This window comes from Candidatus Nitrososphaera sp. 86-2, from assembly GCF_056726185.1.
In genome coordinates this window covers 1,520,901-1,545,518 of sequence record NZ_JBWZON010000001.1, presented here as the reverse complement: position 1 = coordinate 1,545,518, position 24,618 = coordinate 1,520,901, and the positions used below count along the sequence as shown (strand labels likewise).

Genomic DNA, 24,618 nt, shown 5'->3' with positions numbered 1-24,618 from the left:
ACCTTTAAATTCAGAATGCCAGAGTTCTTTCCCTAATGACTGTTATAAAGAAGAGCATGGAAATCAACGCTCCAGTCAACGAGGTATTCACTTATTTTGCGAGGCCGGAGCACATGGCAGACCAGTTCCCCGAGAACATGGGTCTGAACGTCGTGCCAGTTGAGGTAAAGAACGGCTTTGGCGTAGGGACGATTTTCAGGATCAACGGAGATTTTGACGGCAAGAGGCTCGAATGGGACTGCGAAACCATCGAGTACATCCCGCTGAAAAAGATTGTTGCCAAGATGATAGAGGGCCCGTTCAAGAGGTGGCAGATTGCAGTCAACTTTGACGAGCTGGGCGAGCGCAAGGCAAAAGTCACGCTTGAAGTCGACTATGACATGCCGATGGGCCCGCTGGGCGGATTCCTCGACAAGGTCAAGCTGAGCAAGATTGCCGAGCGTGGCATGGAAAACGGCCTGCTCCGCGTAAAGGCTCTTCTGGAAGGCACAGGCTCCATCCCGGTCTACATCACCCTTGACGCCTACAGGCATATCATCAAGGAAAAGATGGAACTGAACTGCTCTGTCTCTGAGGCGATCGTCAAGATCATCAAGGACAGGCAGGAAACGCTGGCCAAGACGGCCTAACTTCTTTTCTCTCTCTTTTCTTCTTCTTTTACGTTTAAATAACGCATTTTACACGATTGATTTCGCGGGTTCGTAGCTCAGCCAGGTAGAGCGTTTGGCTCTTAACCAATCAGTGTATTTCACTGGGTTAAAATGTCGTGGGTCCGAATCCCACCGAACCCGCATCTCCAAATAACTATTTTAGGGATTCACTCCCTACCAAAAGCCGTAGATATGACATCGTGACATCAACGCTGTATCCCTCCGAAGAGGCGACGCCGTCATCTTTTTCCTCGCTGAATGCGTCACGAAAGAACGAGGGAGCATCGAATGTACCTACGACAACGGCAGCAACAACGGTTCTTCTAGACCAAAAGATAGTGGCAGAAGAAAAGCAACTATTACTCCCGCCGCAGCAGAAGCAACTCGACCCGCCACCACAGCAGCCGCCATTACCGGATTTCTCGTCGCCATTCCCATCGTACGGCGCACTCGACCTTTTCCTGAACTCCATTGGAGCAAACGAGACAAGGAGGCAGTACCGCAACAAACTGGGAGCGTTCCTTGGCTTTGTTGGCCTTCCAGGGACGCTGGAGCAAAAGGCCGAGCTGTTCGTCCAGTATGCCCGGGCTGATGTTGACAAAAACAAACAATCCAGCAATAGTAACAGCATCAGCAACAATGGCAGCCAGTCCCAGTGGGCGTTTGGGTGGGTGGTCAAGTACATCCTCCACCACAAGGCTCGCTTTGAGCGCAAAGAGATAACCGGCGGTACCCTGCGCAACTATTACAAGCCAATCCGCGTATTTTGCGAGGCAAACGACATTGCCATAGGCTGGCTAAAAATCACAAGGGGCCTGCCAAAGCCAAGAAAGTTTGCACAGGACAGGGCGCCCACAAACGACGAGATCCGCAAGGTGATGGGGTACCCTGACAGGAGGATAAAGCCCATCGTGCTTTTAATGTCCTCGTCCGGCATCCGCGTCGGCGCCTGGGACTATTTGCGCTGGGGGCACATCGAGCCTGTCTTCAGAGACGGGGCAGGGTCGTCAGTTGCCGCGGCAAAGATGCGCGTGTACGCCGGCGAGGCAGAGGAGTACAACACATTCATCACTCCTGAGGCGTACGCGGCAGTAAAAGAGTGGATGGACTTTCGCGCAGAGCACGGTGAAAAAATCACTCTACACTCGTGGGTGATGCGCGACATGTTCACCACTGCCACCCTGACGTGGGAGCCAAACAGGGGCATGGCCAGCGCGCCTGTGCAGCTAAAGAGCTCCGGCGTCCGTACGATGTTAAAGAGGGCGTGGATATCGCAGGGCCTGATGAAGGACAAGGAAAACGGCAAAACGATCTACGAGTTCAAGTCAAGCCACGGCTTTAGAAAGCGCTTCAAGACCCAGTGCGAGCTGGCGGGAGTAAAACCTTTGAACGTAGAGTGCATGCTTGGCCACGACACGGGGATTGCAGGGTCTTCGTACTATCGGCCAAGCGACAGAGAGCTGTGTGACGACTATCTAAAAGCTGTCGACGCGCTGACCATAGGAGAGGAGGGCAGGTTACGCGAAAAACTACTAGTGGTGGAGAAAGAAGGCCTGACAGGAATGCGTCAAATAGAGCTTCGGCACCAGCAAGAGATGGATGCGATGAGGGAAGACATGGAGAAGAAGTTCCGCACTATTCTGGAAAGAATAGACGTTGGTCGGTTGCTTGTATGAAAACGTGCCATTTCACTGGAAGAAGAAGAAAAAAGAAGCACAGAGAGAAGAAAGAGGGACACTGGGTGTCTTCTCCTCTTCTGCAGCTATTATTATCTCGCTGCCTCCTCGACTCTCCCCCTCTCTCCCTTCTCTCCTGCACATTCTTTTTTTTCATCCGGCCGTCAGTCTGGGTTGTGGCCTGCAAGGGTCCTTTCTTCGTCCTCTTTCTTCTTTCTTGGTCCTGTCCGGCCGCCACTGTCTTTCCTACTCTGTCGCATTTTCCAAAAATTCGTCCAACCTTTTGCTGTCTACTGTAATTCTATACAGTGGAGCCTTTTCGTATTTTACCACGCCTGCTTTTTCCAGCCTGGACAGCATCTTTGCCTTGTCCCTTTCGTTGAAATCATAAAGGAATGTATCTAGATGCCGAGAAACCTTATTTCTGGCCCGCTCCTTCGAGGCGTACAGTGCGTGGCCGGACTCTAGTTGACGGTCTTCATTATCTCCTGCTGAGAATTGTGGCAAGGACTTTGCCAATCGTTGAATCCTTTCTCGCAGAGGCGTTGCCTTCACGCTCTTTCGGTACTCGTCTGGATGAACCACTCCCCACTCGATCGCCTTTTCAATTTGCTCGGGGTCTTGATGGGCCACCCACTCCCTGCCTCTGAACTCTATCAGCACGAAAAAGTCTCTGTTAGAGAGCTCTAGCAGGCGTTTTCGGAGGTCATGGCCGATTGTCTGGCCCGGCTCATCCCACATCACTTTTTTCCAGTAGTCGCCTTCTGACACGCTTGCCAGCCCGATACTCCTGCCAATTGCATCGAGAATTCTGTCCTGCAACAGAGAAGCTGCGAGTTTAATCTTGGTCATGTCGTCTGCTGCAAGTGCAGTAAAGGACTCGTTCTCTGGCAGGGCCCATATGTCTGCTATCTTTATGTCATTTTTCTTGATAGAATCGGCGTCCTCTGACAGAATTGTGCAGCGGGCTAGGGGATATTTTTTTACTGGAAGGATGAGGTTGTTGACGGGGCCGGCCTGCATTTCAAAGGTGTATGCATCGGCCCGTGTTATAGCTGCGGAATTAGGCGAGGAATGAGAAGATGCTGCGGCAGAGGTTAGAAGCATCTTTAGAATTGCCTCGCCAAGCCGCGTGATAGAGTAGGTCCCGTTCTCGTTCCTCTGGACTAGCCTCCTTTTGGCCATCACGCCTCTAAGGTTCCTGTACGCGGTTACTCTGTTCACCTTGGTAATGGTAGCCACCTCGTCCGCAGAGAGGGCACCGTTTTCGCTGAGGCAGTGCAGGATGGTCTGCATATGCTTGTGGTGTCTAGGCGCAGGGACGGTGCGCCATGGTTTATTTTTTCCTTTTCTGTGTTCCTTCAATTTCCTTACGGCCTTCCTCCTTTTACATTCAAAATCATATTTGCTGCATTTTGCTGCATTTCAGTATTATTGCGTGTTTCTGCTATTATATGCATATGGTCAAGAATCTATACGTCCTACAACCCTATCGGGTAGGTACAAAAACAAAAAGTGCCATGGCGGGAGGAGAGGATAACCGGTCCCTCGTCTTGAGCATCCCAAAAGAAGTCGCAACGGACTACCATATCACACAAGACAGCGTGTTCACAGTGATGGCAAATCCGGAAACAAGGACCGTTAATTTGTCCCTGGTAGGATTGTCGCAGCGTACGAAACAGAACAAGGAAAAGAAGTCTGTGTCGCCTTCAGTGGCGGCAGAGACGGCCAACGCTGGCACTTAGGATGCCTGCGCGACCAGTCGCCACATAGAATCAACGAGATCTTCGGAGGCAACACAGACTTGAGTACGAATAAAATTAACAATGCAAATGAAGTTAAACCTTGCGCTTGCAGGGGATGCGATAGGCCAGGAGTCGTTTGGGGCATTGTCACATTCTTGAACCATGATGGCCTCTTTTGCGAGGCATGTGCAAACGAGCTCCAAAGAGACGGGCTGCTTGACGTAGATGGCAACAATGAATGTGAGCGGGCGGACCAAGAGGATCATCTGATTGGAGGTGAAGCATAGCAGTGACAGCACCTAATCAGCCAGATGATTTCGACAAAGGTGGACAAGGAGTGGATAAGGGAGGCAATCGCCGCAACAAAAATGGCTGGGCAGACTTTTGGCGGTACTGTATCGGAGTCAACGTCATCCCTGCAGACACATGGAACAAACGCACCTTCGTAGAATGGAAGCAGTGGCAAGAGCAGCCAATTCCCGAGGCGCTACATAAGGAGTGGAAAGAGAAAAACGCGTTCAAGGACGGCATTGCCATCATAGTTGGCAGGGTTTGGCACCGCGCCGACAGGCTCGGCTACTACCTTGCGGCTATCGATGCGGACAACCTGAAAGCTATGGGAGAGTTGTGCATGCGGGAAGGAAAGCGGCTAACCCTCGCAGAGCTCGCGCAAAAAACACTTGTGGAGCAGCATCCCTCGAACCCTGACAAGGCACACGTGTATGTGTACTCCAGCCGGCCTTTCAGAAAAAAGAGCAGCGACGTAGTCAGCGAGAAGATGCTTGAAAAAATCAAAGCCAACGAGGTCCCCGCGCTTGAGGTCAAAGGAGATGGCAAGCACGGCATAATGTTCGTGGCAGGATCCACCCACAAAAATGGCGACCCCTATGAAATCCAAGGGACGGAGGAACCTGCCATCGACGACGGCCTAGAAGCGCACATTGATGCGGTCTGCCGCAGGTTCGGTATACCATACCTGCAGGAGTCAGAAAATCATGATGCAGCCGACATCGACAACGGCAGCAGTGCAGGGGCCAACGGAGGAAGAGGTGGCAATGGGCAAAACGGCAAAACGCAAATCCCCATGGATGAGCTGTTCCATCCAGAAACGCGGATACTGCAAGGGCACAACCGCCACGAACAGTTACTCCGCGTGATGGAGTCATTGATTCAGCGCAACAGGACCATCCTTTCGCCGGAGCATATCAAAAAAATTGCGGAGGAGTGGAACCTGCAGCATTGCGTTCCGCCGCTTCCTTCAGAGGAGGTAGAGAGGCAGTGGCGCGATGCAACCAAGTTCATCCGGCGAAAGGTTGCTCATGAGAGCAGTAGCAGTGACGACAGCGGCGAGGACAAGAAAGAAGACGGAAACGGAGAGGCTACCGGAAAGCAACAGCAGCAACAACAGCAACAAAAACAGCAATCCAAGTCGGAGGAAGCGCTCCACCTAATCCAAGAAAGCTGCTCCGAGCTGTTCGTTGACGACTTTGGAGAGCCGTTTGCGCTCATTCGTGTGGAAGGTCACAAGGAGGTGCTGTCGATGTCGGGCAGGCGATTCAAACGGTGGGTTGCCAAGCTGTACTACGAGAACACCGATTTGATCCTATCGGAAAGCGAGATTACCAACGTCGTCAACGTGGCGCAGTCCAAGGCGATCTTTGGGGGAAAACAGCGCAAACTGCAGCTACGCGTGGCTACAACCTTTAAGGAAGGCACGGACACGCCGGAGGCGATTTACTATGACCTCGCCAACAAGACGTGGGATTCCATAAAGATTACTGCAAATGGCTGGCAAAAGGAGCCTTGCCCTGCAGTCTTTAGGCGGTATGTGACAAGCCAGGCGCAGGTAGAGCCAAGCAGAGAGTATCCCGAAGACATCTTTGACCAGTTCCTGTCCCTTACAAACACGGTCGAGTCAGATTGGATTTTGTTGAAACCATATATCCTCTTCCTCCTCATGCCAGAGCTGGCAAAACCTGCGTTGATGCCCCACGGACCGCAGGGCAGCGCAAAGACGACGATGCAGAGGATGATAAAGGCGCTTATCGACCCGTCCTCCCTTGAATTCTTGACACTTCCACACGACAAGGTCCAGCTAGCACAGGCCCTGGCGCACAACTACATCGCATACTTTGACAACGTGTCGGAAATATCTGATCCGATGTCTGACGAGCTGTGCAAGGCCGTAACCGGTGGCGGCATACAAAAGCGCGCGCTCTACACGGACGATGACGACGTGGTGTACTCCTTTCGCAGGGCTATCGGCTTTAACGGCATCAACCTGGCGGCCACCAGATCCGACCTGCTGGACCGAGGACTCAGCATTCACCTTGAGAGGATCCCGAAAAACAAGCGACGGCCTGAGAAGGAGGTCTGGCTCGAGTTTGAGCGCATCCGGCCAATGCTCCTCGGGTACATATTTGACACCCATGGCAAGGTACTTCAAAGTTGGGACACGGTCCATCTCCGCGAGCATCCAAGGATGGCCGACTTTGCCCGCTTTGGCGAAATTGCGGCCCGGTGCATGGGCTACCCTGAGAACGCGTTTCTGCGTGCATACGCAGAGAACAGCGCCCTGCACACCAAAGAGGCTGTAGGCGCAAGCCCCGTTGGCTCGGCAATCGTGAAATTCATGGAAGACAGGGACTACTATGAAGGGACTGCATCTGAGCTTTTGGCACTGCTTGAGCCTATCTTTGACTCCATGAAGTGGCGGAAAAGGGAATGGCCGACCAGCCCATCAAGCCTGGGGAAGAAAGTCAACGAGATTTCCTCCGACCTCCGGGAACTGGGACTTGCTATCGACCGACCTTTGGACGCAAAGGTAAACGTCCGACGCATAAGGATACAACGCCTTGAAAATGCGCCCGACGCGCCCGATCGACCGAACAACGGGTCAGGGGAAGAGGGTCGGGGTGGAATTTTGTAGAGGGGCAAGCAAGGATTGGTAGAGAGGTCTCGAATCACTTGCTTCTCCCTCCCCTCCTTCCCCCTCACCTCCCACCAATCCTGGACTCTTCATCAACCAACCCCCTCACCATCTTTTTTTACTTTGAACGAAAGAGAAAAGAGAGAGGACAAGAGAAAACACGGATACCCGCCCTCTAAAGGAAACCATTCCCGGCAAAACCCGTCTCTGGCTCCTTCACTTCTGTCATTTATCTTGCGGTACGATGGAGCAGGAGAAGTTCATTCCTCGGCCGATCGGGCGCATCGGCCCTATTTTCAAGTCTATTTGTTTGGCAATGGTAGTCTGGCCAAAAACGAATAAGAGGGCCCAGCGGCTGTCGTACGCCTCACGCTCCTTCTTCCCTCACCTCCCCCTACCGTCCATCGAAAAACACGAGTGGCATGGACACACATCTGTTTCACATGCCGAGTTACTGACCTCTGGGTAATTCCCCATACAAAAGAAAATAGTATGAAAAGATCTGGTTCTGATTGGGCTAAGGTCGGCAAGGAGGAGGAAGGGCAGATGTTGGGCAAAGATATAACATGTGCACACGCACACATTTACGCACACATGCGGTTGTATATTATGATGGCAAAACCAGACGACCCTTAATGGCCAACGACCACCTTTCCTTCCTTAAAGAGCGGCTCTTTGGAAAAACCTACACACCAGCGAATCCGTGCCGGAGTTGAGACGAATTTCCCTCCCGTGTTCAACTTCCACTTCCCTTTGAAGCTGGTGTTCTTACATCTATGTTATATCAATCCCGCTTCCCTCTGCAAATAACATACTCTGTCTTTGCCTTTCTCTCTCTTTTGCCCCCCCCTTATGTCAAGGGCAATAATGGCAAGACTCCTCTGGCGGAACATCGTGGGCCCGTGCCAAGAGGTGCTATACGACCCGCCTATTGCATCAAACAGGTGCCGGAACCGTTCCTTGCGGTACCATTTGACCCCCTATGACAAGGGCAATACTACTCCAGTCCGTTCCGTCGGCACATCTTGGAACCGTACGGAACCGTTCTAGGAGGTACCATACGACCCGCCAACTGCTTCAAAGTCGGTGCCGGAACGTGCCGTCGCCGAACCATTTGACCCTGGAAGACTCTGATCAGTTACGCCTTCCAATTGATCCGCCATGCTCACCGGGACCACAACCGAAAAAGCTATGGCGGACCGGCTTTCAGATTATAGCGTAGAGCGCAATGCCGACAATTCCACCGCTTTCGGAACAGATAGAAAAAGGGATCAATGCATGGTGTGTTGACTGCCAGTCGCCGATAGACAAAAGAAGCACCAGATGTCGCAGCTGCCATTGCCTCAGGATTGCAGAAAAGATGTACCCTCCGGTAAAGCGGCTAAACAGGTGGTGCAGGGACTGCAACGCATGGGTTAGCCACAAGAGCGCGCATGGAAAGGGTCGCTGCAAGGCATGCGATATTGCAGAGAGAAAAAGAAGAGCTGCGGCCAACGCTGCAGCTTTTGGTCGCGCTTGTGGTTACGGCGGCCTGTTCGATTCTGCAACTACTGCCACCCATGTCCCTCAGGTGACACAAGATCATTTTGTCGGCGATGAAAGTCTGAAACCTGTTCGTTCCGCATTTAGGCAGAATCCGGGTTCATCGTACGTGGACAGAGATGGATATGTTCGCTATGCGAACGAGACTCTGCAAGATATCAGTCCTTCTACTACGACGACGATGAGGATGAATAGTACTGATCGAACGAGCCAACCTGACGGGTACTCTGACTTTGAGCGCGATGTGGATAGCGGCGACAGTACTCTGTACTCCGCCGATGATAATTATCGTTCTGATAATAATTATGACGATGAGGATAACTGCATTGGTGACAATGATGCTGATGAAAGTGGCAGTAACAACTCAAATTCTGACCGAACTTTCACTGTATCTAGCGGATGGGCCTGCATGAGGAAATGCTGGAAGGGCTTCAAGATTGCGCAGAGCAAAGGCGACCAGCAAGGGATGTTAGTTTACAGGAATCGCATTGCACATTTGCGCAAGCTGCTAAACCTGCCATAGCAAGACACCAACGGCACCACCTTCTGAAATGTCTGAATATCCGGCGGGGTGCCAAATTTCCACAACGCGTACATGTGGGAGTATTTCACGCACCCCATACCAAGGGCGCAGCATATCCAGCAGAGCCACCTAGCAGGCGACCACAATAACAACAAGATGGAGAGGATGAACGGCGAAATCCTTGATCGTGAGAAGGTCATGAGGGGATTAAAGAAGATGGATGCTCCATTGCTTACAGGCTTGCAACTCTATCACAATTACTTCCGCCCGCATGAAGCGTTGAAAGGAATTACACCAGCGGAAGCGGCAGGGATAGCAATCGAAGGTGATAACAAGTGGATAACAGTGATCCAAAAGGCTGCGCTTGAAAAGTGACGGCAAAAGCTAAAGCTAGCCATAATCAACCTATTTCATATCAATGCCATACGACAAACACGGATATGCAAAGAGGAGCAAGGATCCAAAGTTCTACCGTGTAAGAGATGAGTCTGGAAAAATCATCGCATACGGTCATACGCCCGAAGAAGCAGAGCGCATGGCTAGAAAGAAGCGCAGTCAGAGCCCTTTCGGATTTGACTTTTCAGACCTATTCTAGAAGAAGCCGAAATCGTCCTTTTTACGGCGTTTCTTTCCCTGTCCAGAAGAAGATGCACCGAAGGAATTGAAGCCGAAAGGATCGCTTTGCTGTTTTGGTACGCGCTTGTACTTACCTGTGAATATATCACGCTGAAGTTCATTGCCGCGTCTATCCTCTACCCTCGTTTCACCGAAAGGTCTTTTCGGTGATGGGTCGTAGCTGCGATATACCTTCAAACCGGGTGTTTCCTTTTGCTTTTTCGAGAGTGGTGAGTTATTACGTTTTGACTCCCAAACCTCGGTGTGTTTCTTGCCTGACAGGTCGCGGTAACTACGCTTGTGATCCGAACCTATGCCTGTGCGCTCGACATCATAGCCCTGCATCCTAGATTGAGCCTCAAAATCCTTTTCCACATCCTTACCGCGTTCAACGTTGTGCCTTTTGCCAAAGATTGAATCGAACAGGCCCAAGTTAGCCAGCTTAAACTAATTCTTGTATATAAGATAGCTCTAGAAGCTGCGTTACCATATTAAGGAAAATGTTGAAAGGATTACGAGCTGCCGTTCCCACAAGGCGGGCGGATCAGTACAACAGGAGTGTTCGAGGCACTCCCGCTACATGGGAATAGCCGTATCCGCCTATTATGGCGACAGCCCAACATGTAAGAAAGTTATAGGTCTATTCTACCTTTCGCCACTACCACCCGACGCTTAACACCCTGAAAAACACCCTAATTTTGACCAGTGTCCCTCAGGACATCCTTTATTAATAATCCTCGAAAAATGAGGGAAAGCTAACTTTCCTACAACAAAGTCATTTGTCCATTATATTTTGGAATGAGTTTGCCAACCGAGTGTCCAAAGGGCAGTGTAGCAGAATCATACACTCTTGCAAGAAGCGTTGTATATTGAGCAACATCGTATGGCGTGCCTGCATCAAGTAGCTCTAAAGGTACGCTTCTCCAGCGAGACCTTTGGGATTTTACATCATTGTAGCTGGTTATAATATAGCGTAGTATCTCACCTGCCTTCATTATCCTACCCTCCGCCTTCAGCTGCCGAATTGCGTCAGCCTCTACAGTATTTCTGGCCGTGTACTGCGATTAATCTTGGGATAACTGTTTTGTACGCACCTTCCGAGTGTTATCATCGAGTAGGAAAGGTTTGACGGATTGGCTTTCTGAAGACAACTGTTTTAGAATATGGTGCCGACGGTATTCTTCAATGTCCTCAGAGCTGCTGCGTTGCCCTGAATGTGGAATGGTATTTGATACTGTAGAATCGCTGAAGGAGCATAGAGAAAACGAAAAGCAGGAAACTGAGGCGCGTCACAAGGGAATCGATGATGGCTAACCAGCCTTACCCCTTCTAATGCACATACACGCGCCAGTTCCGTCTTAAATTTACTTGACGCGCTATAGAACGCATCTCCTCATCCGCTTCACTCTTGTACGAAGACCTAGGTAACGAAGAGTAGTAGCAGTAGTAGTAGCAAAGCTCTCGTTAAAAATCAAACAAGAAACTAAAGGCAATGAATATCATGTATGCATAACCACGATTAATTGATCTGCAGCTACAATGAAAGTTCTTCGGATAAATCCAGTCCATGTAGCTTGGAGGGACGTTTAGAAGTAAGGCGGCTCGCGGAGAAGTAATTTAATGAATTTGTTAACGGTACATGTATGTGACAGAAGGATTCAGATGTTGCAAGAGAACCATTGTGTCTGAGACAAGCTTTTACTTGGTATGTGCCATGATAGTTATCGCTCCTTTGTCTCCAAGTTTTTCTTTCAATCCTGAGTAAAAGATCTCTTTGACGAGGTCTACGCCTTTCCAATACTCTTCGATATTTTCACATTCTACTGAGGCTAGACCTACGAAATAATTGTGATATCCTCCATCCACACTTTTGAAATCTGCATAAACATGAACCTCTATTACTGCCTTCATATCCACAAAACGATATCCAAACATGCTACTTAGACTTTGCTCCGAATCAAACTGCCATAATTATGGTAAGGTACTCTAAGTGGAAGGGAGTGTCTAGATGAGGGACGGTGGCTTGCTTGAACCCCTCCGTAGATTGATTGATTGACTCTCCGGCCCCTGAACAGAACCTCGTGGATAAATGCTGTATCAAGAGACCACGTTCGCGCAGTTCTAAAATGAGGGCTGATCGATCCAAGACTTTACGCGCCGAAATGGCAATCTTTGGATATCATCTGCGGGAAATACTCTGACATAATTATGCTTGGTTTACTATCTGCCCAGCTTGCTCCCCCCCCGTCCGATTAAGTTTCTCCTTTCCATTATTTGATTCCGGCATCCAAGTGTGTATTTATCATCTCCCTGTTAATTCACCTGCTAGATGCTTTTACGCCATGAAATTCCATACATTCCTCCTCAGACACAACGATGCCTTTCCTTATCCTATTCTTTTCAGATATCTTGATGCCGCCTGCTAAATTCTTCTCTGGCATTTCATGTTAGGACATCCATCCATAACTTCAATGCAGAAGGGCCGCTCTCAAGCGCTCCGTACCGCTGGTTTTTTATGGCTTTTTGCAAGTCAATTTCTCTTGCAATATGCTCCTTTTTACGGATGTGTGCAGCTACTTCAAGAGGAATCTTTTCCTCACCGATCTGCACTTTGTCATTCATATCATTGACATAGATGTTAATTTCGCAGATGTTGCATCTTAGTTTTTCCATGACCAATCCCCAGCATGTACCTATGTTTTTCTAGCCAGAATTGCCTATTCCTGTATCAAAGTGGAATCCAGGCGGAGATGTCGCTTGGTCAAGCATTGATTCCATGTTCCCGAAATACTCATCATTATCCACATCTTCTGCCGTGGCCCGTACAAGCGTTCTGACCTTGCAGTCATTTCTGACATTGATAAATGCAATCCTGATGCCAGTCTTGATATCCTCGCCGGCATCTACCGGCAGCGGCGCCGCATTCGCACGCTGTGGCAGGTTCTTGTAACTATTGATACTGCCAGCACCGCGCCTGAGATTATGTGACGCCCTGGCAGTGCCCGACGTCTTATTGTATTTATCAAGCTTGTTGTTATTGATGGCCCCTTTTTTTAATCTGAACAAGCTAGCACTTGAATAAAACGCCGAGTCTATCGCGACGCAGTCAAACACTTCGAAATTGTACTTCCGCCATCTAGCATTGAGTAAGTGGCTTGGATAAAAGTGGCCCTTCAATGCCGAATATGGCCGCGATGAATATCCTATCCTGTATTCCAAGCAGTATAACTACGGCAAAGATGGTTAAACCTTTACCTCTCCACCTAACTCGCTCTCGCTGCCTCACTTTCCAAGCCTTACCCAAGTAATGTGGGCCCATCAAGTACGATGACTCAAAACTCTTGTTGAAATCCCTAGTGAAGATAAAAAGGTCTACCAGACGGTTAATCCGAGTCTGATCAGCTGTTGAACAGAGGATCTTGGTACCAAATGCAGAATAACCATACAGGTGCTAAACATTGTACATTTGTACAAGGATGATATCTGGCAGAGCACTACGCTGCATAGGAAAGTAAAGTTAAACTAATGCGTAGAATTAAGAGATTCCATATAGCGAGCAACAGCCCTGCCATTGGTTAAAGTATTTTAGAGTTGGAGTGATCAATAACCAGTGGAGAGAAAGGTTATGATATCTTTTTGAGTAACGCTACTGACATTCGGATAGTAGAGACGGCACCTGTAAAGGGAAAAGCGTCGTATGTTTTTGTCGGAATTCCCGATGCAGGTCTGGTAGGCAGCATCGCACTCACATACATGGTTGAAAGTCTATCAATGCAAGAAGTAGGATACATCGATTCTGAATTGTTTCCTCCCAGCCTGACCGTTCGCAATGGTGAGATCAAAAACCCTGTTAGAATATACTACAACAGTACCAACAATAGGGCCAACAGCCCAAACAATGCCCATTATGGGGCTCCTGCCCCTGCTACTGCACCTCCACCCGTTGCTCCTTCCGATAACACCTCCTCCCCTTTTACTGATAGCAGTAGTGTGGGCAAGGATATCTTCGTCATAATTTCAGACATTTCTCTACTACCGACCATGTATGTCCAATTTGCCAAAGCACTCGTTGACTTGATGCACAAACTCCACCCTAAACTTGTAATCAATGTTAGTGGGATTGCAGTTCAGAATCGTCAGCAGATCGAAACACCGGAGGTTATCGGCTTGTCAACACCTGGTAGTGGCAGCAGTAACATCAGGAGCATCGGGACTAGTAATGATACTCAACCAAATGACCTAATCTCCTCTCTGGGCATCTCCAAGTTTAGCCACGGCGCGCTAGGAGGGCCTTATGCCGCTCTGATAAAGGCGTGTATGACTCATGACATACCAACATTGACTTTGCTTGTTCAAGCCTATCCTCACTTCCCCGACCCGGCTGCTTCTGTTGAAGCCTTGAAACTCATTAGTAGATTGACTGGTGAAAATATACCCCTTACTGCACTTCAGGAAAATGCCGAAATGGTAAGGGTGAAGGCAAGAGAGCTTATGAAACAGACAGACGAAACGATGGTCGAGGACAATAAGATTGGCGGTGGCGGAAATATAGATGGAATATACGGGTGAACGACAGAAATGAGTTATAAGATTGAGAAAGTGATTCAGAAGAAAAGGCTAGTACATACAGGAGCAGGAATAAGAGGGGAGCGGATTTATGGAAAATAGGGATCGTTCAGACCTGTTAGATCTTGTTGATAAGAGAATAGTCACGATTCTTGGAAGAAGAAAGAGCATAAGTGATCTGTTGGTGAATCCAGAGGAGGATCAACATGATGACGAACCGTGCAAGCTCCTTCGGCCGCTATCACGCGTATATGTGACTGATGATGAGGTAGTTGTGATTGTTGACCTTCCATGTGTTTCAAAAGAGAACATAGAGGTTGACGCAGCGGATGACAGCCTCGTGATTCGTGCAAAGATGGATCACTCCATAAAGTTATACAATGAAGACGGAAACGAAGCAGAGTTTGAGGGTCACTGCAAGAACATAAAATTGCCTCTGGGAATAAGGATAGACCTATCCAAAGCTCGGGCTATCTTCAAAAATGGCATATTGGAGATCAGGCTGCCAAAGAAGAGGCTAGGAACTAGAATAAATATCGAATAAGCAAGATTCTGCACATTGCAATATCCGATATGTGTATCTTGAATATCTTGCCTGTGAAGGATATTGCCGCTAAAGCAAGAGTAGCGGCGGATTTAGAAAAGAGCATATACCTCATTCGTAAGCACAAAAAAACACACACAGGCACCAATTCACGTAACTAGAATTGGGTAAAGTAGAGACACAGAAGAAAAGACAAATAATGGATTAGAGATCATCGCAATCGAATTTGTCTCTCTCTCTCTCATTCGATCTGCCTTACTGCACCATCTGAATCGGCCTTGCCTGCAGTGGGACGGCGATGTCGTGCGACTGCCCGCTCCTATTCACAGTGATCGTTACCTTATCTCCGACTGATTTACACTCTTCTATATAAGAAATGATGTCCTCTATCCTCTTGACTTGGTGCCCGTCGATAGCAGTAATGATGTCGCCAAACGGGGTACCGTCGTTTTGAATCTGGCCAATAATTCCAGCCTTATCTGCAGGACTTCCCGGTGTTACAGAAGCTATTACTACGCCTTTGGAATCCCTTGACATACCGAGGTGCTGGGAAAGATCCGGTGTTAGGTTTACACCCGAGATTCCTAGCCATGGGTGATCATACTTGCCATCCTTTATCAAATGCGGAACTATCCTTGCAACAGTATTTGACGGTATTGCAAAACCGATGCCAGAGAATTCGCCTGTTTTGGATCTTATTAAACTGTTGACGCCTATCATATTGCCGTGTATGTCTAAAAGCGGACCGCCCGAGTTGCCCGGATTTATTGCAGCATTAGTCTGAATAGCATTGGATATCGAGGAGCCCATCTCCTGATTTGGCAATAGCCGTCCAACCTGGCTTACGATGCCGTTCGTCATGGTGTGGCTCAAGCCGAATGGGTTGCCGATTGCAATTACCTGTTGCCCAACCTGTAGTTGCGAAGAGTTCCCAAATGGAATAGGAACAAGATGCTCACTAGAAAAGTCGTCGGTTATCTGCAGAACTGCTATGTCGCTAAAGGGGTCCGTCCCAATAACTTTCGCAGAGAATGTATTGCCATCTATAAAAGTCACATCAACTGTCTGGGAGCCTTGGACGACATGGTTATTTGTTATGATTAGACCATTAGTAGCGCCCTCATTGCCATAAATGAACCCCGAACCTAGCCGGGTCGAAGGGCCGCGAAAGGGGTTATCATTAGTTATGATATCTGGAACAACCGTGTTGACTTTGCTTGTTATCTCTACTATGGAATTCTCTGTTTTCTTGAAAACCTGATTGAATACTGCACTTTCGGCATCAAGGAGCGCCGATGGATCATTGCCCTGGATGCTGCTACCATTGCTATTATCATTACTACTACTACTACTACCACTGCTGATGTTATCAAAGGTTCCTGAACTGACCATTATTACCTTTTTTTCAATGGTATTGCTAGTAGCAATAGTATTGCCATCCCTGCTATTGCTGCTACCACCAGGGCATTGCAGATCATGGGATGACATTGCAGTATTCTGAAATGTCGCTGGCTTGGTATTAATTAACTGAATCAGAGCGAGACTGCCGTCATGGGTAACCTGAATAGCCAACAGTAAAGCAAGAACTATAGCGATTATGCCGAGAACTGTTACTTCCTTATGCACCCGATTTACCGTGATCTTTGTAGTGAAAACCAAATTCAAAAAAGTTTTGACCTGTTGTTATTATTTATCGAACAGACCTTGCGGCTTGGAGCTGCTCCATACGGAATTTCTAGTATGGCGTTTGTTATGGATACGGATACGGATACAATAGACCTATCTTTAGTACAGAGATTTCTGACACTGTAAATTTTGCACTAGTCAGTAGATCAGTGATATGAAATAACGTCGACGACAATGCGACAGGAGCTCAAAAGCATCATCCGGACATCTGATCTCGTTCCGTTAGCGAGCGTTGAAACAACAGATTAATTGTTTTATGTGCACGAGTGATAAAGAAATTATGCAATTTCATAGAGTTGAACCGCCCTACACCTCCCCATTTGGATGTAGACTAGTCTGGAGAGGTATCGATGAAGACGACGAGCATGTTGTAATCCTAAACAAAGAAGAGCTGGAACAACTTGTGGAAATTTTGAAAAAGAATGGTACTGGCAAAATTGAATTGGAAGACCAAGTAAGTAACATTCTGGTAAACTCGGATATTGTTCAATTTAACCTTGCACATGGATTTCTCGAAGTCGAAACGGCCATTCTTCGCAGTCAAATATTAGAATATGCTAAAATTATGCATCAACCAAAAAACATTGATTTTAGTTCAAAGGAATTCTATCATCGATACGAAGTGAAACAGAAAGAGGATGATGATGAATTAAGAAATGAACCTGCTGTTAAAATTAGTACTAATATGCGTGAACAATCACTCCTTCAAACAATATTATCTTTGGAGCAAGAAAAGTCCAGAAAGGAGCTTCTGGAGTCGGACTTGTTTAGAGTGTTCGCAACTAGGCGTTCTACAAGAAGATTTCAAAGATTCAAAGTAGAGGAATGGAAAGTTGAAAAGATTTTAGCTGCGGCAGATACAGCGCCAACTGCTGGAAACTTCCAAGGTTTTCAAGTGTTTTATATAAAGAATAAAGTGGTAAAAGAGGCTTTAGTAGAAGCAGCAAACAATCAGCCTTATGTCAATGCTCCTGTTGTTTTAGTGTTTTTTACAGATCCGATAAGGGTAAAGATGAACTTCCCATCAGCAATTTTAGAAAAATTTTCTTTACAAGATGCGACCTTGGCAGCCTCCTACGCGCAGCTTGCAGCTTCAGGCGTAGGTCTTAGCTCAATTTGGATTGGAATGATTGATGAAGAAAAAGTTAAGTCAATTTTAGGAACAAATTTGCGGCCGTCATCTATTCTTTGTATAGGTTATCCAGGCCAAAGAAGACCGCCAAAATCTAGACGAAAACTCAAGGAATTAATCAAGATAATAGAATAAACACTACATTCTTCCCTTTCATACAATTTGTAAAGATGGCAAAAGCAAGACAATATCCGCGACTGTAAATCAGACGTAACAGCGAAATACGCTGCTTAAAGCCGAAAGGATGAGTTTGAAAGGTCCGAAAGCAGTACGACTTTCCGCGTAAAACACCTGAAATCATATCTGTGATCTGTCTCATTATGGCTCATGGTAAAGCTATGCTTCATGTGTGTAGGGGTTTGCTTGACTTGTTTCCGCTCAGGAGTCACCGCTTCAGATCGGTAGGTAAGTCGTCACGGATGACAGAGGTGCGATGATTTTTCCGTATCTGCGGCATTGTATGTTTGCCGTTGCCTTTAGAAAGTTTAGTTTTATTGCGGAAGACCTGCAAAATGCTATCTGTTAGGGTCTGCTTCGCCTTCTTCTTGTTTCTACTTTGTCTGCATGCAGAAGCAGATCGCGGGAAGGTTGGCCACAGTAACTGTTTAGAAATCTGATTTCTCTATTCCTCCATGTGCAAATATTGGTGCAAGGATCATGGCTATGGTTGTGATACAGAGGGTGACTGGCAAACACATCTTTTAACTTACCCGCACAAAGGCGCAAGAGTAACGGTACTAAACAAGGAAGGGAATCCCGAAGACACTATACTTGACGCCTGAGCTTGTTTATTCAAAGTCTTATTCCATCTCCCCCCTCAAGTTTGCATCTTTCGCCATCTAAATTACTTTTCTAGTATCTTAATTTGGAGATTAAACCCGTATGTATGTTTCTTGTATGTATGCATGTGTGCTGTGATACCAATTCATATCTTGGAGATTCCGTGGATCTCTTGAAAAAAAGAGCACCTAAAAGACTTAAGAGCGGCAGTAACCAAATATGATGGACAATAACATGCCAAGCATAGAGTACGATGAACTAAGGCCACTCATGCGATCTAGCAATTCTGAAATCAAGGTCCTTGCCGAAATACTCGATAATGTCAAAGATAGGCTTGAGGCCTTGGAGAAAAGGCAAGTCGAAATATTGGATGAGATTCACAAGTTAAAGCATCCTGTACACAAGTCAAAATCATGATTCTTGTGGGCCAATATTTTTCAGTATATAACGTATTATTCGAACATTTAGGACGTTAAAACAGAAAACGAGATGAGTGCAATCATCTACAAATGGTCAATAATGCATTGTAAACACCTGATCGTCTCCTTTCTTGGATCTATCACTAAGATAGGAACATGTACAAATTCACTCGGCGCGCTCCCTCGCATTTTGTTTTCTGCTTCCTAATTTCTTAGGATCGCGGTTAACTCTCCAAATTATTCTCTCGATACTTTGATCGTAACTCGTTAAACGGAAGGAATTGAGATCCTACAGAGTGCTTGTCGCTTACATACTCTTGCTTATTATTCCCTTCCACGCATTAAGGATAGGTTTGTACTTTGGCGATGCGGCACCATCTACTCTTCGTTGCCTTACAGACACTCTGGGGCTCAAACGCTCAAGGAACTGTGCCAGGTGAAGGACCCTGATCCGACGATGATGAGTTAATACAAACAGCGCCATATACATACCGCGATATCATCTCATTGTGCGAGCGCTTCATTTCGCCGCACACATGCATTACACTCCCCACATGGCTCAGGTCGATTTCTAAAACAGCTTCTTGTCTGTGATAAATCTAGTCCGTTTGCCTTACTCCATGCCACTATCTGTTTCTTATCATAATCTAGCAACAAGAAAGGCGCTACCACCTGTAGGTTTTGCTTACCTGTTCCAAGTCTAACTTCATTTGTTTTATTTGTAAGGTATTCCAGCACGGTACCATCTAATATGCTCCTCCTGTCAGAAGGAACACTCCCAATTAAGATAGCATCAGTGCCTAAACTTACTGCATATCTCACCGCCTGGTTGATGATGTCAGATTCCAAGAGTATGTGCCAATACTCTCTAGGTAGTCTGCTTCTTAATGCTTTAAGTGGAATAGGGATTGCAATTTCCCAGTAATGATGGTATCTTGATGATGCTGATTGTTGGCTGAAAAACCTATCGTAATGATTAACTGCTTTCTTTTCAAAAGGGTAGTTGCCTTGCCCTCTGTTGATAAATAGGGGATATACCTCGCAGTTGTAATCTAATATCATCATATCAATCAACGCAGTTGAATCCAGTCCTCCTGACCAAACGATAATTACTTGCTCATTTTGAGGAATAGAATTGCGGTTGGTGTTAATTTTATTATCATTGCTATAATGCTTTCCAAAGGACATCATCACCAAATTGACAACAGAGTCCAGAGGTTAAAACATTTGTTCGGGTATGTTGTTGTATAATTGTAAGGCTCCTAATGTCCGATGTTTGTGTTGACCAAGATGCCAAAGTGAATATTTCGGGATGGTTAGAGCATAACTAGAATAATTAATAGAGCAGACAGAAACACGGATATCAATCAAGATAATAACTGCCAACGCGCAATCAAGATGCTTGCAATATCTGTTGCTCTTTTTTGGGCTAATTCCAGGGTGCTCGGGTAGAAATGCATGATCTGGGGTTCTAAAAGCCTTAATTTTTCAACAGTCTAACGTGGTTCCTCCTACGTACAAAATGGCGGTCCAAAACAACCTTCCGCTCTCACTCCCGAGAGGTTCGCACCAGAAAGGTCAGCCCGCGAGAGGTTCGCACCAGAAAGGTCAGCCCGCGAGAGGTTCGCACCAGAAAGATATGCGTCCTCTAAATTTGCACTGGAAAGGTTCGCACCAGAAAGGTCTGTGCCATAGAGGTTTGTGTGGACAAGGTTGGCACGTGAAAGAGTAGCCCCAGAGAGATCTGCCTGTCGGAGGTCGCTAAGGTTAAGGATTGCATGCGTAAGGTCAGCCCGCGAGAGATTCGCATATGAAAGGTTGGCATATGCAATGTATGCCCCACTGAGATTGGCATGGGAAAGATATGCGTGAGAGAGGTCAGAGTCGGTAAGGTAGGCACTAGTAAGATTTGCATTAGAGAAATTGGCAGAGACGAGGTATGCGCCTCGAAGGTAGGCATTCGATAAATCCGCACTGGCAAGATTCGCGCCGTATAGGTTAGCAAATGAGAGATCGCAGAAAGAGAGATCGACACCGGGACCTGGCCGCGGGGTTATTTCATTCAACTCAATAATGCCATTGAAGTTAGCGTCGTTTTTGACACATGTGCTCATGATCGGTGCAATTCTGTTGTCTGCACCATCTATCGTTGATCTTCCTCCAGTACTTGCAGCAAAGGCCAATTCCGAACCGCCTTGTGCTGCTATTTCTGTTAATACAATTGCTACTGGCACCGCCAAGATAATAGATCCAATTGAAAGGCAAAGCGCAATGCTATTTGGTTGGATTGCAATTGTTGGCAAATTGCCTATTTCCGATCCTTATTGCAATTCCCAATCTAAACTAATAAACCCCGTGTATTGCAGAATTTATCCCTAACCACATTAGGAAGGAGCTTTGATTATGCCTTGTTGCAGATGAGAATATGTTCTTGGATATTGTGAAACTGTAGCGACGTCATAGCTAAATGAAGGTATTCTAGCGTTTTGAAGTAGACCGAACCGAATTGCGCAGTCTTTCCAAGTGATGACAATAATATATGAAGGATCTCGGTTTGCTTGCAGGCTTAAGACATGCTTGCATACGCAAAGACCTTGTATGGTTGGCTTTCACCAAAGGCATGATAGTTCCATTCTGCATGGTCATCACTCACTTCCCTAAATTTGCCTTGAATTTCTGGATCAAGACGTGAATGAAACTCTCGTCCTATTGCAATCTGGTTCGGTTTTGTGATGCTCTGCATCTTTGCAGTCACATTCATGGTAAAACTGATGATATCGATGTGGGCCCTTCGCTTGTCAGAGCCGTACCTGACTATGCTATTGTTTCCATAGTCTGCTGTCGCCTTTATGCTTATACCTGGTAAGGACTCTTCTATCAGCACGGGGTTCATGCCGTCCTTCACTACTTGCACCAGTTTCGTCGCGCAATTTACAATATTTACCGCACAATCGTTCCTTTTCTCATATGGTGGGAAGTACCCAAGAACTGCGTCTCCTACGTATTTTAGCACATAGCCACCGTGAGACTCCATGACGTAAGCCATTTCCTGAGAATATATCGTGATGAGCTTCGATAGCAGGTGGGGGCTTAACTCAGCGCTTAGTTTTGTTGAACCCACAATGTCGACAAAAATTACGTATAGAGGAATCTCTTGAGAATCATGCTTTCTCAGAAACGCGTTAGAGCGGGAAATTGCCATGTGGTGATACTCAAATCGACTTTCAAGTGATTGCCTTATCCGATGCTGACATTGGCTAAGTAAGTCATCTTCAACCCCTCTCTGAAGCGAAGACATCCCATTGCAAATGCGTCCCTGTTTCTTAAGAGAGTTTACGTGGCCAGCTCCTTAGCCATGTTACTTACTTAATCTTGTTTCGCTCGCGGTTAAATGTAAACATCAGTTGATTCAAATCCTTTGCTCTTGAATAAAAGCCTGATTCGCATTTTTTTGATACACTACCTTGAAAAATAGCTCTAACCGGATCTTTATTTGCTGGCCCTCATCTTACTTTCTATCCGTTATAGCCCTTTCACTGGAATGAACGGGGGTAGCAGAAATGTGTCAGAGACGGGAGCAGAGAGAATGTGCGCGTTTACTGCAACGATTGATACCTTGATAGTATATGGTTTATCTTCGATCAATACCGGACCTTGGACATGGACTACGCCTTCAGTTGCCCTTCCACTGCTATCTAACAAGTCTGGTCCCCAGGTGTCAAAGTGCCCAGAGCTGCCTGTTGTATTAAACGGCACAAGTTCCAAGTCTAGTATGCCATTTGAATCTACAAACTGATGCCTATACAGAACGGTTGTCGAATTTGCAATCGTGACATTATACGTAAGGCCAAGAGCCGGTGGGATTACTGCAGCGTCGCCATGTGGCACAAATGAGAATGTCACCCTCGATAGCTTACTTGGATTAAACGGCACAGCACCTCCGCCAATTAGCATGTCCATATTATTTCCCTTTTCAACTCCCGCGCCTACCTTGATCATGCCTTTTGCTGTCGGGTTTATGCGGTCATAATAATCGTATGTTCCTACTTCTGTAAACTTGTGAATAAACAAGCCTCCCGGAGCTATCACGCCCGAGTCAAACTCTACTCCCGGTGGGATTTTGGAGCTGGTTGCATTCACTGTAACAGAATGCGGATTCTGGTCCTCATTAAACCAAATGACGGTCATGTCCTTCGGTATTGAGATAGTTGTTGGCAAGAAAGACGTGTAACCCACCTCCGAAAATGGGATTGTGATTGCAAATGACGGGTCTTCTCTTGCCTTGTAGTAGCCAGGTTGGGGATTGAAAATGCTGTTAATTTGGCTAGTTGATGCTTGTGAGAATGCATTCAGCGCAGGCGCTGCGGATAGTGCTATGGTGAAAAATAGCGCGAAGAAAATTGGACTACGGTGTCTAAATTCCAACATGAACAGTACAACACTTCGTTCGCTATAAACACAGGAGGAGCAAGATCTAAGTAGCAGCCTACCTTGTGAAAACAAGGTTCATTTATCATAGCGCAATATTACGTTCGTTCACCCTTTAAAAATGAGGTAGACGTTGTTGTCTCGTCTCTGTTTGACAGATTCAACAATCCCATCCATGGTTAGTTGGTCAGAAGGTCGAAGGCTCAGGGGTCATAACTCTATCCTCTTATTTATTAGATCTTTGAGTGATAACTTTTCCTTTTTTGATTGAATTAGCGCGTGATCCATCTTTTATGTGCAAAGATTTTCAACTGGATACTATCTTCGATGAGGGAAAGTCATAAGAGCTTTGAAACTCTATATCTGATACTTGCATGTCACGCCTAGATGATTTGTTTTCAGCAACTAAAAAGGAGTTAACCATTGAGAGAGACATGATGGTTAATCAAATTAAAGACGAATTAAGCAAAGCGAAGGTCAAAGCATTGAGCAAGATATCCAAGATATAAGACAAAGAGAAGCTTAGGCTAGTAATGAAGTTCATTTGGATCAAGGTCTGTACAAATCCAACCTCCGGTTACCGTGTCTCTGAGCCTGAATAAGACTCAGATTCAGATCCTTTAGACCAGTTGCGAGAATAGTGGTGAACAACGGTCAATTTGATGATGAAGGATAAATACGACGATTGCTTAATGCCGCTCATGGCAAGAGTAGAGCATTATACTGGACTTCAAACCAACTTGGATAATTTGTATCAAAGTATCAAAGAAGAATTACAAAAGGAAAAGAAACTAAAAATTGTGGCAGAATTCAGAGGCGAGATGAATGGCAAACCATTACGAAGCATCACTGCTGTGAATACCTCCTTGGTTGTATTGGCAGGCGCTTTGCGTGAAATTACTATTTCTATCATGGGAGATCCAGATAATTTCGCCGTAGAAGTAGGTTCAGGTTCTTGGTTTGAAAGCCTGATTATTCCTGGCGCCACTGGTTTTCTAGCAGGTGGCCCACTCGGTGCAATAGGCGGTATCACGGTTGGAGTAATCATGGCATATGAGTTTGAAAGGCGCATGTGGAAGAAAATAAGGGAAGTGGTGGAACGAGAGAGCAAGCGGAAGCTTGACTCGCTGTCGATCGACTATTATATCAAATGAATTACTAGCGGATATCATGCAGATAACCAATTGGTCTAGGCAGTTGTATGGAATTCTATGATGTGGTAATGACATAAGTAGATAGACACATACATTCTGTGGTCAAAGCGCAACTGCTATTTCTGAATTGCATTGTAAAGAGCTTTTCACAATGATTCAAAGTAGGGGATTTCTATTAGAAATCCCCTTTCGTCATGTTGCTCTGCACGCTTTTATCCTTTCGAGACGT

General features: G+C 46.6%; 22 protein-coding genes and 1 tRNA gene. 12 read left to right on the top strand and 11 right to left on the bottom strand.

Annotation, left to right across the window (positions count from 1 at the left end):
* The first annotated feature begins 35 nt into the window (after window positions 1–35).
* The 3 genes from ACYOR7_RS09345 (at window position 36) to ACYOR7_RS09335 (ending at window position 2,326) form a co-directional block, all read left to right on the top strand.
* Complete coding sequence (locus tag ACYOR7_RS09345) at window positions 36–629, top strand: SRPBCC family protein (protein ID WP_294807504.1); 594 nt, start codon at window positions 36–38, stop codon at window positions 627–629.
* Between the two features lie 66 nt (window positions 630–695).
* Window positions 696–791, top strand: a tRNA-Lys gene (locus tag ACYOR7_RS09340).
* Window positions 792–850: 59 nt separating this feature from the next.
* Complete coding sequence (locus ACYOR7_RS09335; protein WP_479913712.1) at window positions 851–2,326, top strand: hypothetical protein; 1,476 nt, start codon at window positions 851–853, stop codon at window positions 2,324–2,326.
* A gap of 246 nt (window positions 2,327–2,572) precedes the next feature.
* On the opposite strand, the gene ACYOR7_RS09330 is transcribed toward ACYOR7_RS09335, so the two are convergent.
* The gene (locus ACYOR7_RS09330) at window positions 2,573–3,622 is read right to left on the bottom strand and encodes a hypothetical protein (protein WP_479913711.1); all 1,050 of its coding nucleotides are present in this window, start codon (window positions 3,620–3,622) and stop codon (window positions 2,573–2,575) included.
* 164 nt (window positions 3,623–3,786) lie between these two features.
* Between ACYOR7_RS09330 and ACYOR7_RS09325 the strand changes: the two genes are divergently transcribed.
* The 4 genes from ACYOR7_RS09325 (at window position 3,787) to ACYOR7_RS09310 (ending at window position 9,660) form a co-directional block, all read left to right on the top strand.
* Window positions 3,787–4,071 carry a hypothetical protein gene (locus ACYOR7_RS09325; RefSeq protein ID WP_479913710.1) on the top strand — a complete coding sequence of 95 codons (285 nt, stop codon included), beginning with the start codon at window positions 3,787–3,789 and terminating at the stop codon, window positions 4,069–4,071.
* Window positions 4,072–4,360: 289 nt separating this feature from the next.
* Window positions 4,361–7,000 carry a bifunctional DNA primase/polymerase gene (locus tag ACYOR7_RS09320; RefSeq protein ID WP_479913709.1) on the top strand — a complete coding sequence of 880 codons (2,640 nt, stop codon included), beginning with the start codon at window positions 4,361–4,363 and terminating at the stop codon, window positions 6,998–7,000.
* A 2,113-nt stretch (window positions 7,001–9,113) separates the two neighbouring features.
* Window positions 9,114–9,440, top strand: a complete 327-nt coding sequence (locus tag ACYOR7_RS09315; RefSeq protein ID WP_479913708.1) for a hypothetical protein — start codon at window positions 9,114–9,116, stop codon at window positions 9,438–9,440.
* Window positions 9,441–9,483: 43 nt separating this feature from the next.
* Window positions 9,484–9,660: a hypothetical protein gene (locus tag ACYOR7_RS09310; protein WP_479913707.1), complete on the top strand. Its 177-nt coding sequence runs from the start codon at window positions 9,484–9,486 to the stop codon at window positions 9,658–9,660.
* Here the strand turns inward: ACYOR7_RS09310 and ACYOR7_RS09305 are convergent.
* The 5 genes from ACYOR7_RS09305 to ACYOR7_RS09285 form a co-directional block, all read right to left on the bottom strand.
* Window positions 9,657–10,112, bottom strand: coding sequence for a hypothetical protein (locus ACYOR7_RS09305; RefSeq protein WP_479913706.1), 456 nt, complete (start codon window positions 10,110–10,112; stop codon window positions 9,657–9,659). The two genes, ACYOR7_RS09310 and ACYOR7_RS09305, sit on opposite strands and share 4 nt — an antisense overlap.
* Window positions 10,113–10,444: 332 nt before the next feature.
* Complete coding sequence (locus ACYOR7_RS09300) at window positions 10,445–10,675, bottom strand: hypothetical protein (protein ID WP_479913705.1); 231 nt, start codon at window positions 10,673–10,675, stop codon at window positions 10,445–10,447.
* A gap of 703 nt (window positions 10,676–11,378) precedes the next feature.
* Window positions 11,379–11,591, bottom strand: coding sequence for a hypothetical protein (locus ACYOR7_RS09295; protein WP_479913704.1), 213 nt, complete (start codon window positions 11,589–11,591; stop codon window positions 11,379–11,381).
* A 531-nt stretch (window positions 11,592–12,122) separates the two neighbouring features.
* Entirely contained in the window at window positions 12,123–12,353 is a 231-nt protein-coding gene (locus ACYOR7_RS09290) for a hypothetical protein (RefSeq protein WP_479913703.1), read from the bottom strand.
* 30 nt (window positions 12,354–12,383) lie between these two features.
* A complete protein-coding gene (locus ACYOR7_RS09285; RefSeq protein ID WP_479913702.1) occupies window positions 12,384–12,899 on the bottom strand; it encodes a hypothetical protein in 516 nt (171 codons plus the stop codon).
* 417 nt (window positions 12,900–13,316) lie between these two features.
* Between ACYOR7_RS09285 and ACYOR7_RS09280 the strand changes: the two genes are divergently transcribed.
* Together ACYOR7_RS09280 and ACYOR7_RS09275 are read left to right on the top strand one after the other, a co-directional pair.
* Entirely contained in the window at window positions 13,317–14,249 is a 933-nt protein-coding gene (locus ACYOR7_RS09280; RefSeq protein WP_479913701.1) for a proteasome assembly chaperone family protein, read from the top strand.
* 88 nt (window positions 14,250–14,337) lie between these two features.
* On the top strand, window positions 14,338–14,790 hold the full coding sequence (locus ACYOR7_RS09275; RefSeq protein WP_479913700.1) for an Hsp20/alpha crystallin family protein: 453 nt from the start codon (window positions 14,338–14,340) through the stop codon (window positions 14,788–14,790).
* Window positions 14,791–15,045: 255 nt separating this feature from the next.
* Here ACYOR7_RS09275 and ACYOR7_RS09270 read toward each other — a convergent pair whose 3' ends face one another.
* On the bottom strand, window positions 15,046–16,449 hold the full coding sequence (locus ACYOR7_RS09270) for a S1C family serine protease (protein ID WP_479913699.1): 1,404 nt from the start codon (window positions 16,447–16,449) through the stop codon (window positions 15,046–15,048).
* A 307-nt stretch (window positions 16,450–16,756) separates the two neighbouring features.
* Here ACYOR7_RS09270 and ACYOR7_RS09265 point away from each other — a divergent pair, with 307 nt between their 5' ends.
* Complete coding sequence (locus ACYOR7_RS09265; protein WP_479913698.1) at window positions 16,757–17,743, top strand: nitroreductase family protein; 987 nt, start codon at window positions 16,757–16,759, stop codon at window positions 17,741–17,743.
* An 864-nt stretch (window positions 17,744–18,607) separates the two neighbouring features.
* Entirely contained in the window at window positions 18,608–18,805 is a 198-nt protein-coding gene (locus tag ACYOR7_RS09260) for a hypothetical protein (RefSeq protein ID WP_479913697.1), read from the top strand.
* A gap of 506 nt (window positions 18,806–19,311) precedes the next feature.
* On the opposite strand, the gene ACYOR7_RS09255 is transcribed toward ACYOR7_RS09260, so the two are convergent.
* The 4 genes from ACYOR7_RS09255 to ACYOR7_RS09240 all read right to left on the bottom strand — a co-directional run bounded on the left by ACYOR7_RS09255 (window position 19,312) and on the right by ACYOR7_RS09240 (window position 23,235).
* Window positions 19,312–19,998 carry a 7-cyano-7-deazaguanine synthase gene (locus ACYOR7_RS09255; RefSeq protein ID WP_479914463.1) on the bottom strand — a complete coding sequence of 229 codons (687 nt, stop codon included), beginning with the start codon at window positions 19,996–19,998 and terminating at the stop codon, window positions 19,312–19,314.
* Window positions 19,999–20,318: 320 nt separating this feature from the next.
* Entirely contained in the window at window positions 20,319–21,110 is a 792-nt protein-coding gene (locus ACYOR7_RS09250) for a pentapeptide repeat-containing protein (RefSeq protein ID WP_479913696.1), read from the bottom strand.
* Window positions 21,111–21,373: 263 nt separating this feature from the next.
* The gene (locus ACYOR7_RS09245; protein WP_479913695.1) at window positions 21,374–22,009 is read right to left on the bottom strand and encodes an adenylate/guanylate cyclase domain-containing protein; all 636 of its coding nucleotides are present in this window, start codon (window positions 22,007–22,009) and stop codon (window positions 21,374–21,376) included.
* Between the two features lie 320 nt (window positions 22,010–22,329).
* The gene (locus ACYOR7_RS09240; RefSeq protein WP_479913694.1) at window positions 22,330–23,235 is read right to left on the bottom strand and encodes a cupredoxin domain-containing protein; all 906 of its coding nucleotides are present in this window, start codon (window positions 23,233–23,235) and stop codon (window positions 22,330–22,332) included.
* A gap of 659 nt (window positions 23,236–23,894) precedes the next feature.
* On the opposite strand from ACYOR7_RS09240, the gene ACYOR7_RS09235 reads away from it, so the two are divergent.
* Window positions 23,895–24,389 carry a hypothetical protein gene (locus ACYOR7_RS09235; RefSeq protein WP_479913693.1) on the top strand — a complete coding sequence of 165 codons (495 nt, stop codon included), beginning with the start codon at window positions 23,895–23,897 and terminating at the stop codon, window positions 24,387–24,389.
* Window positions 24,390–24,618: the final 229 nt, after the last annotated feature.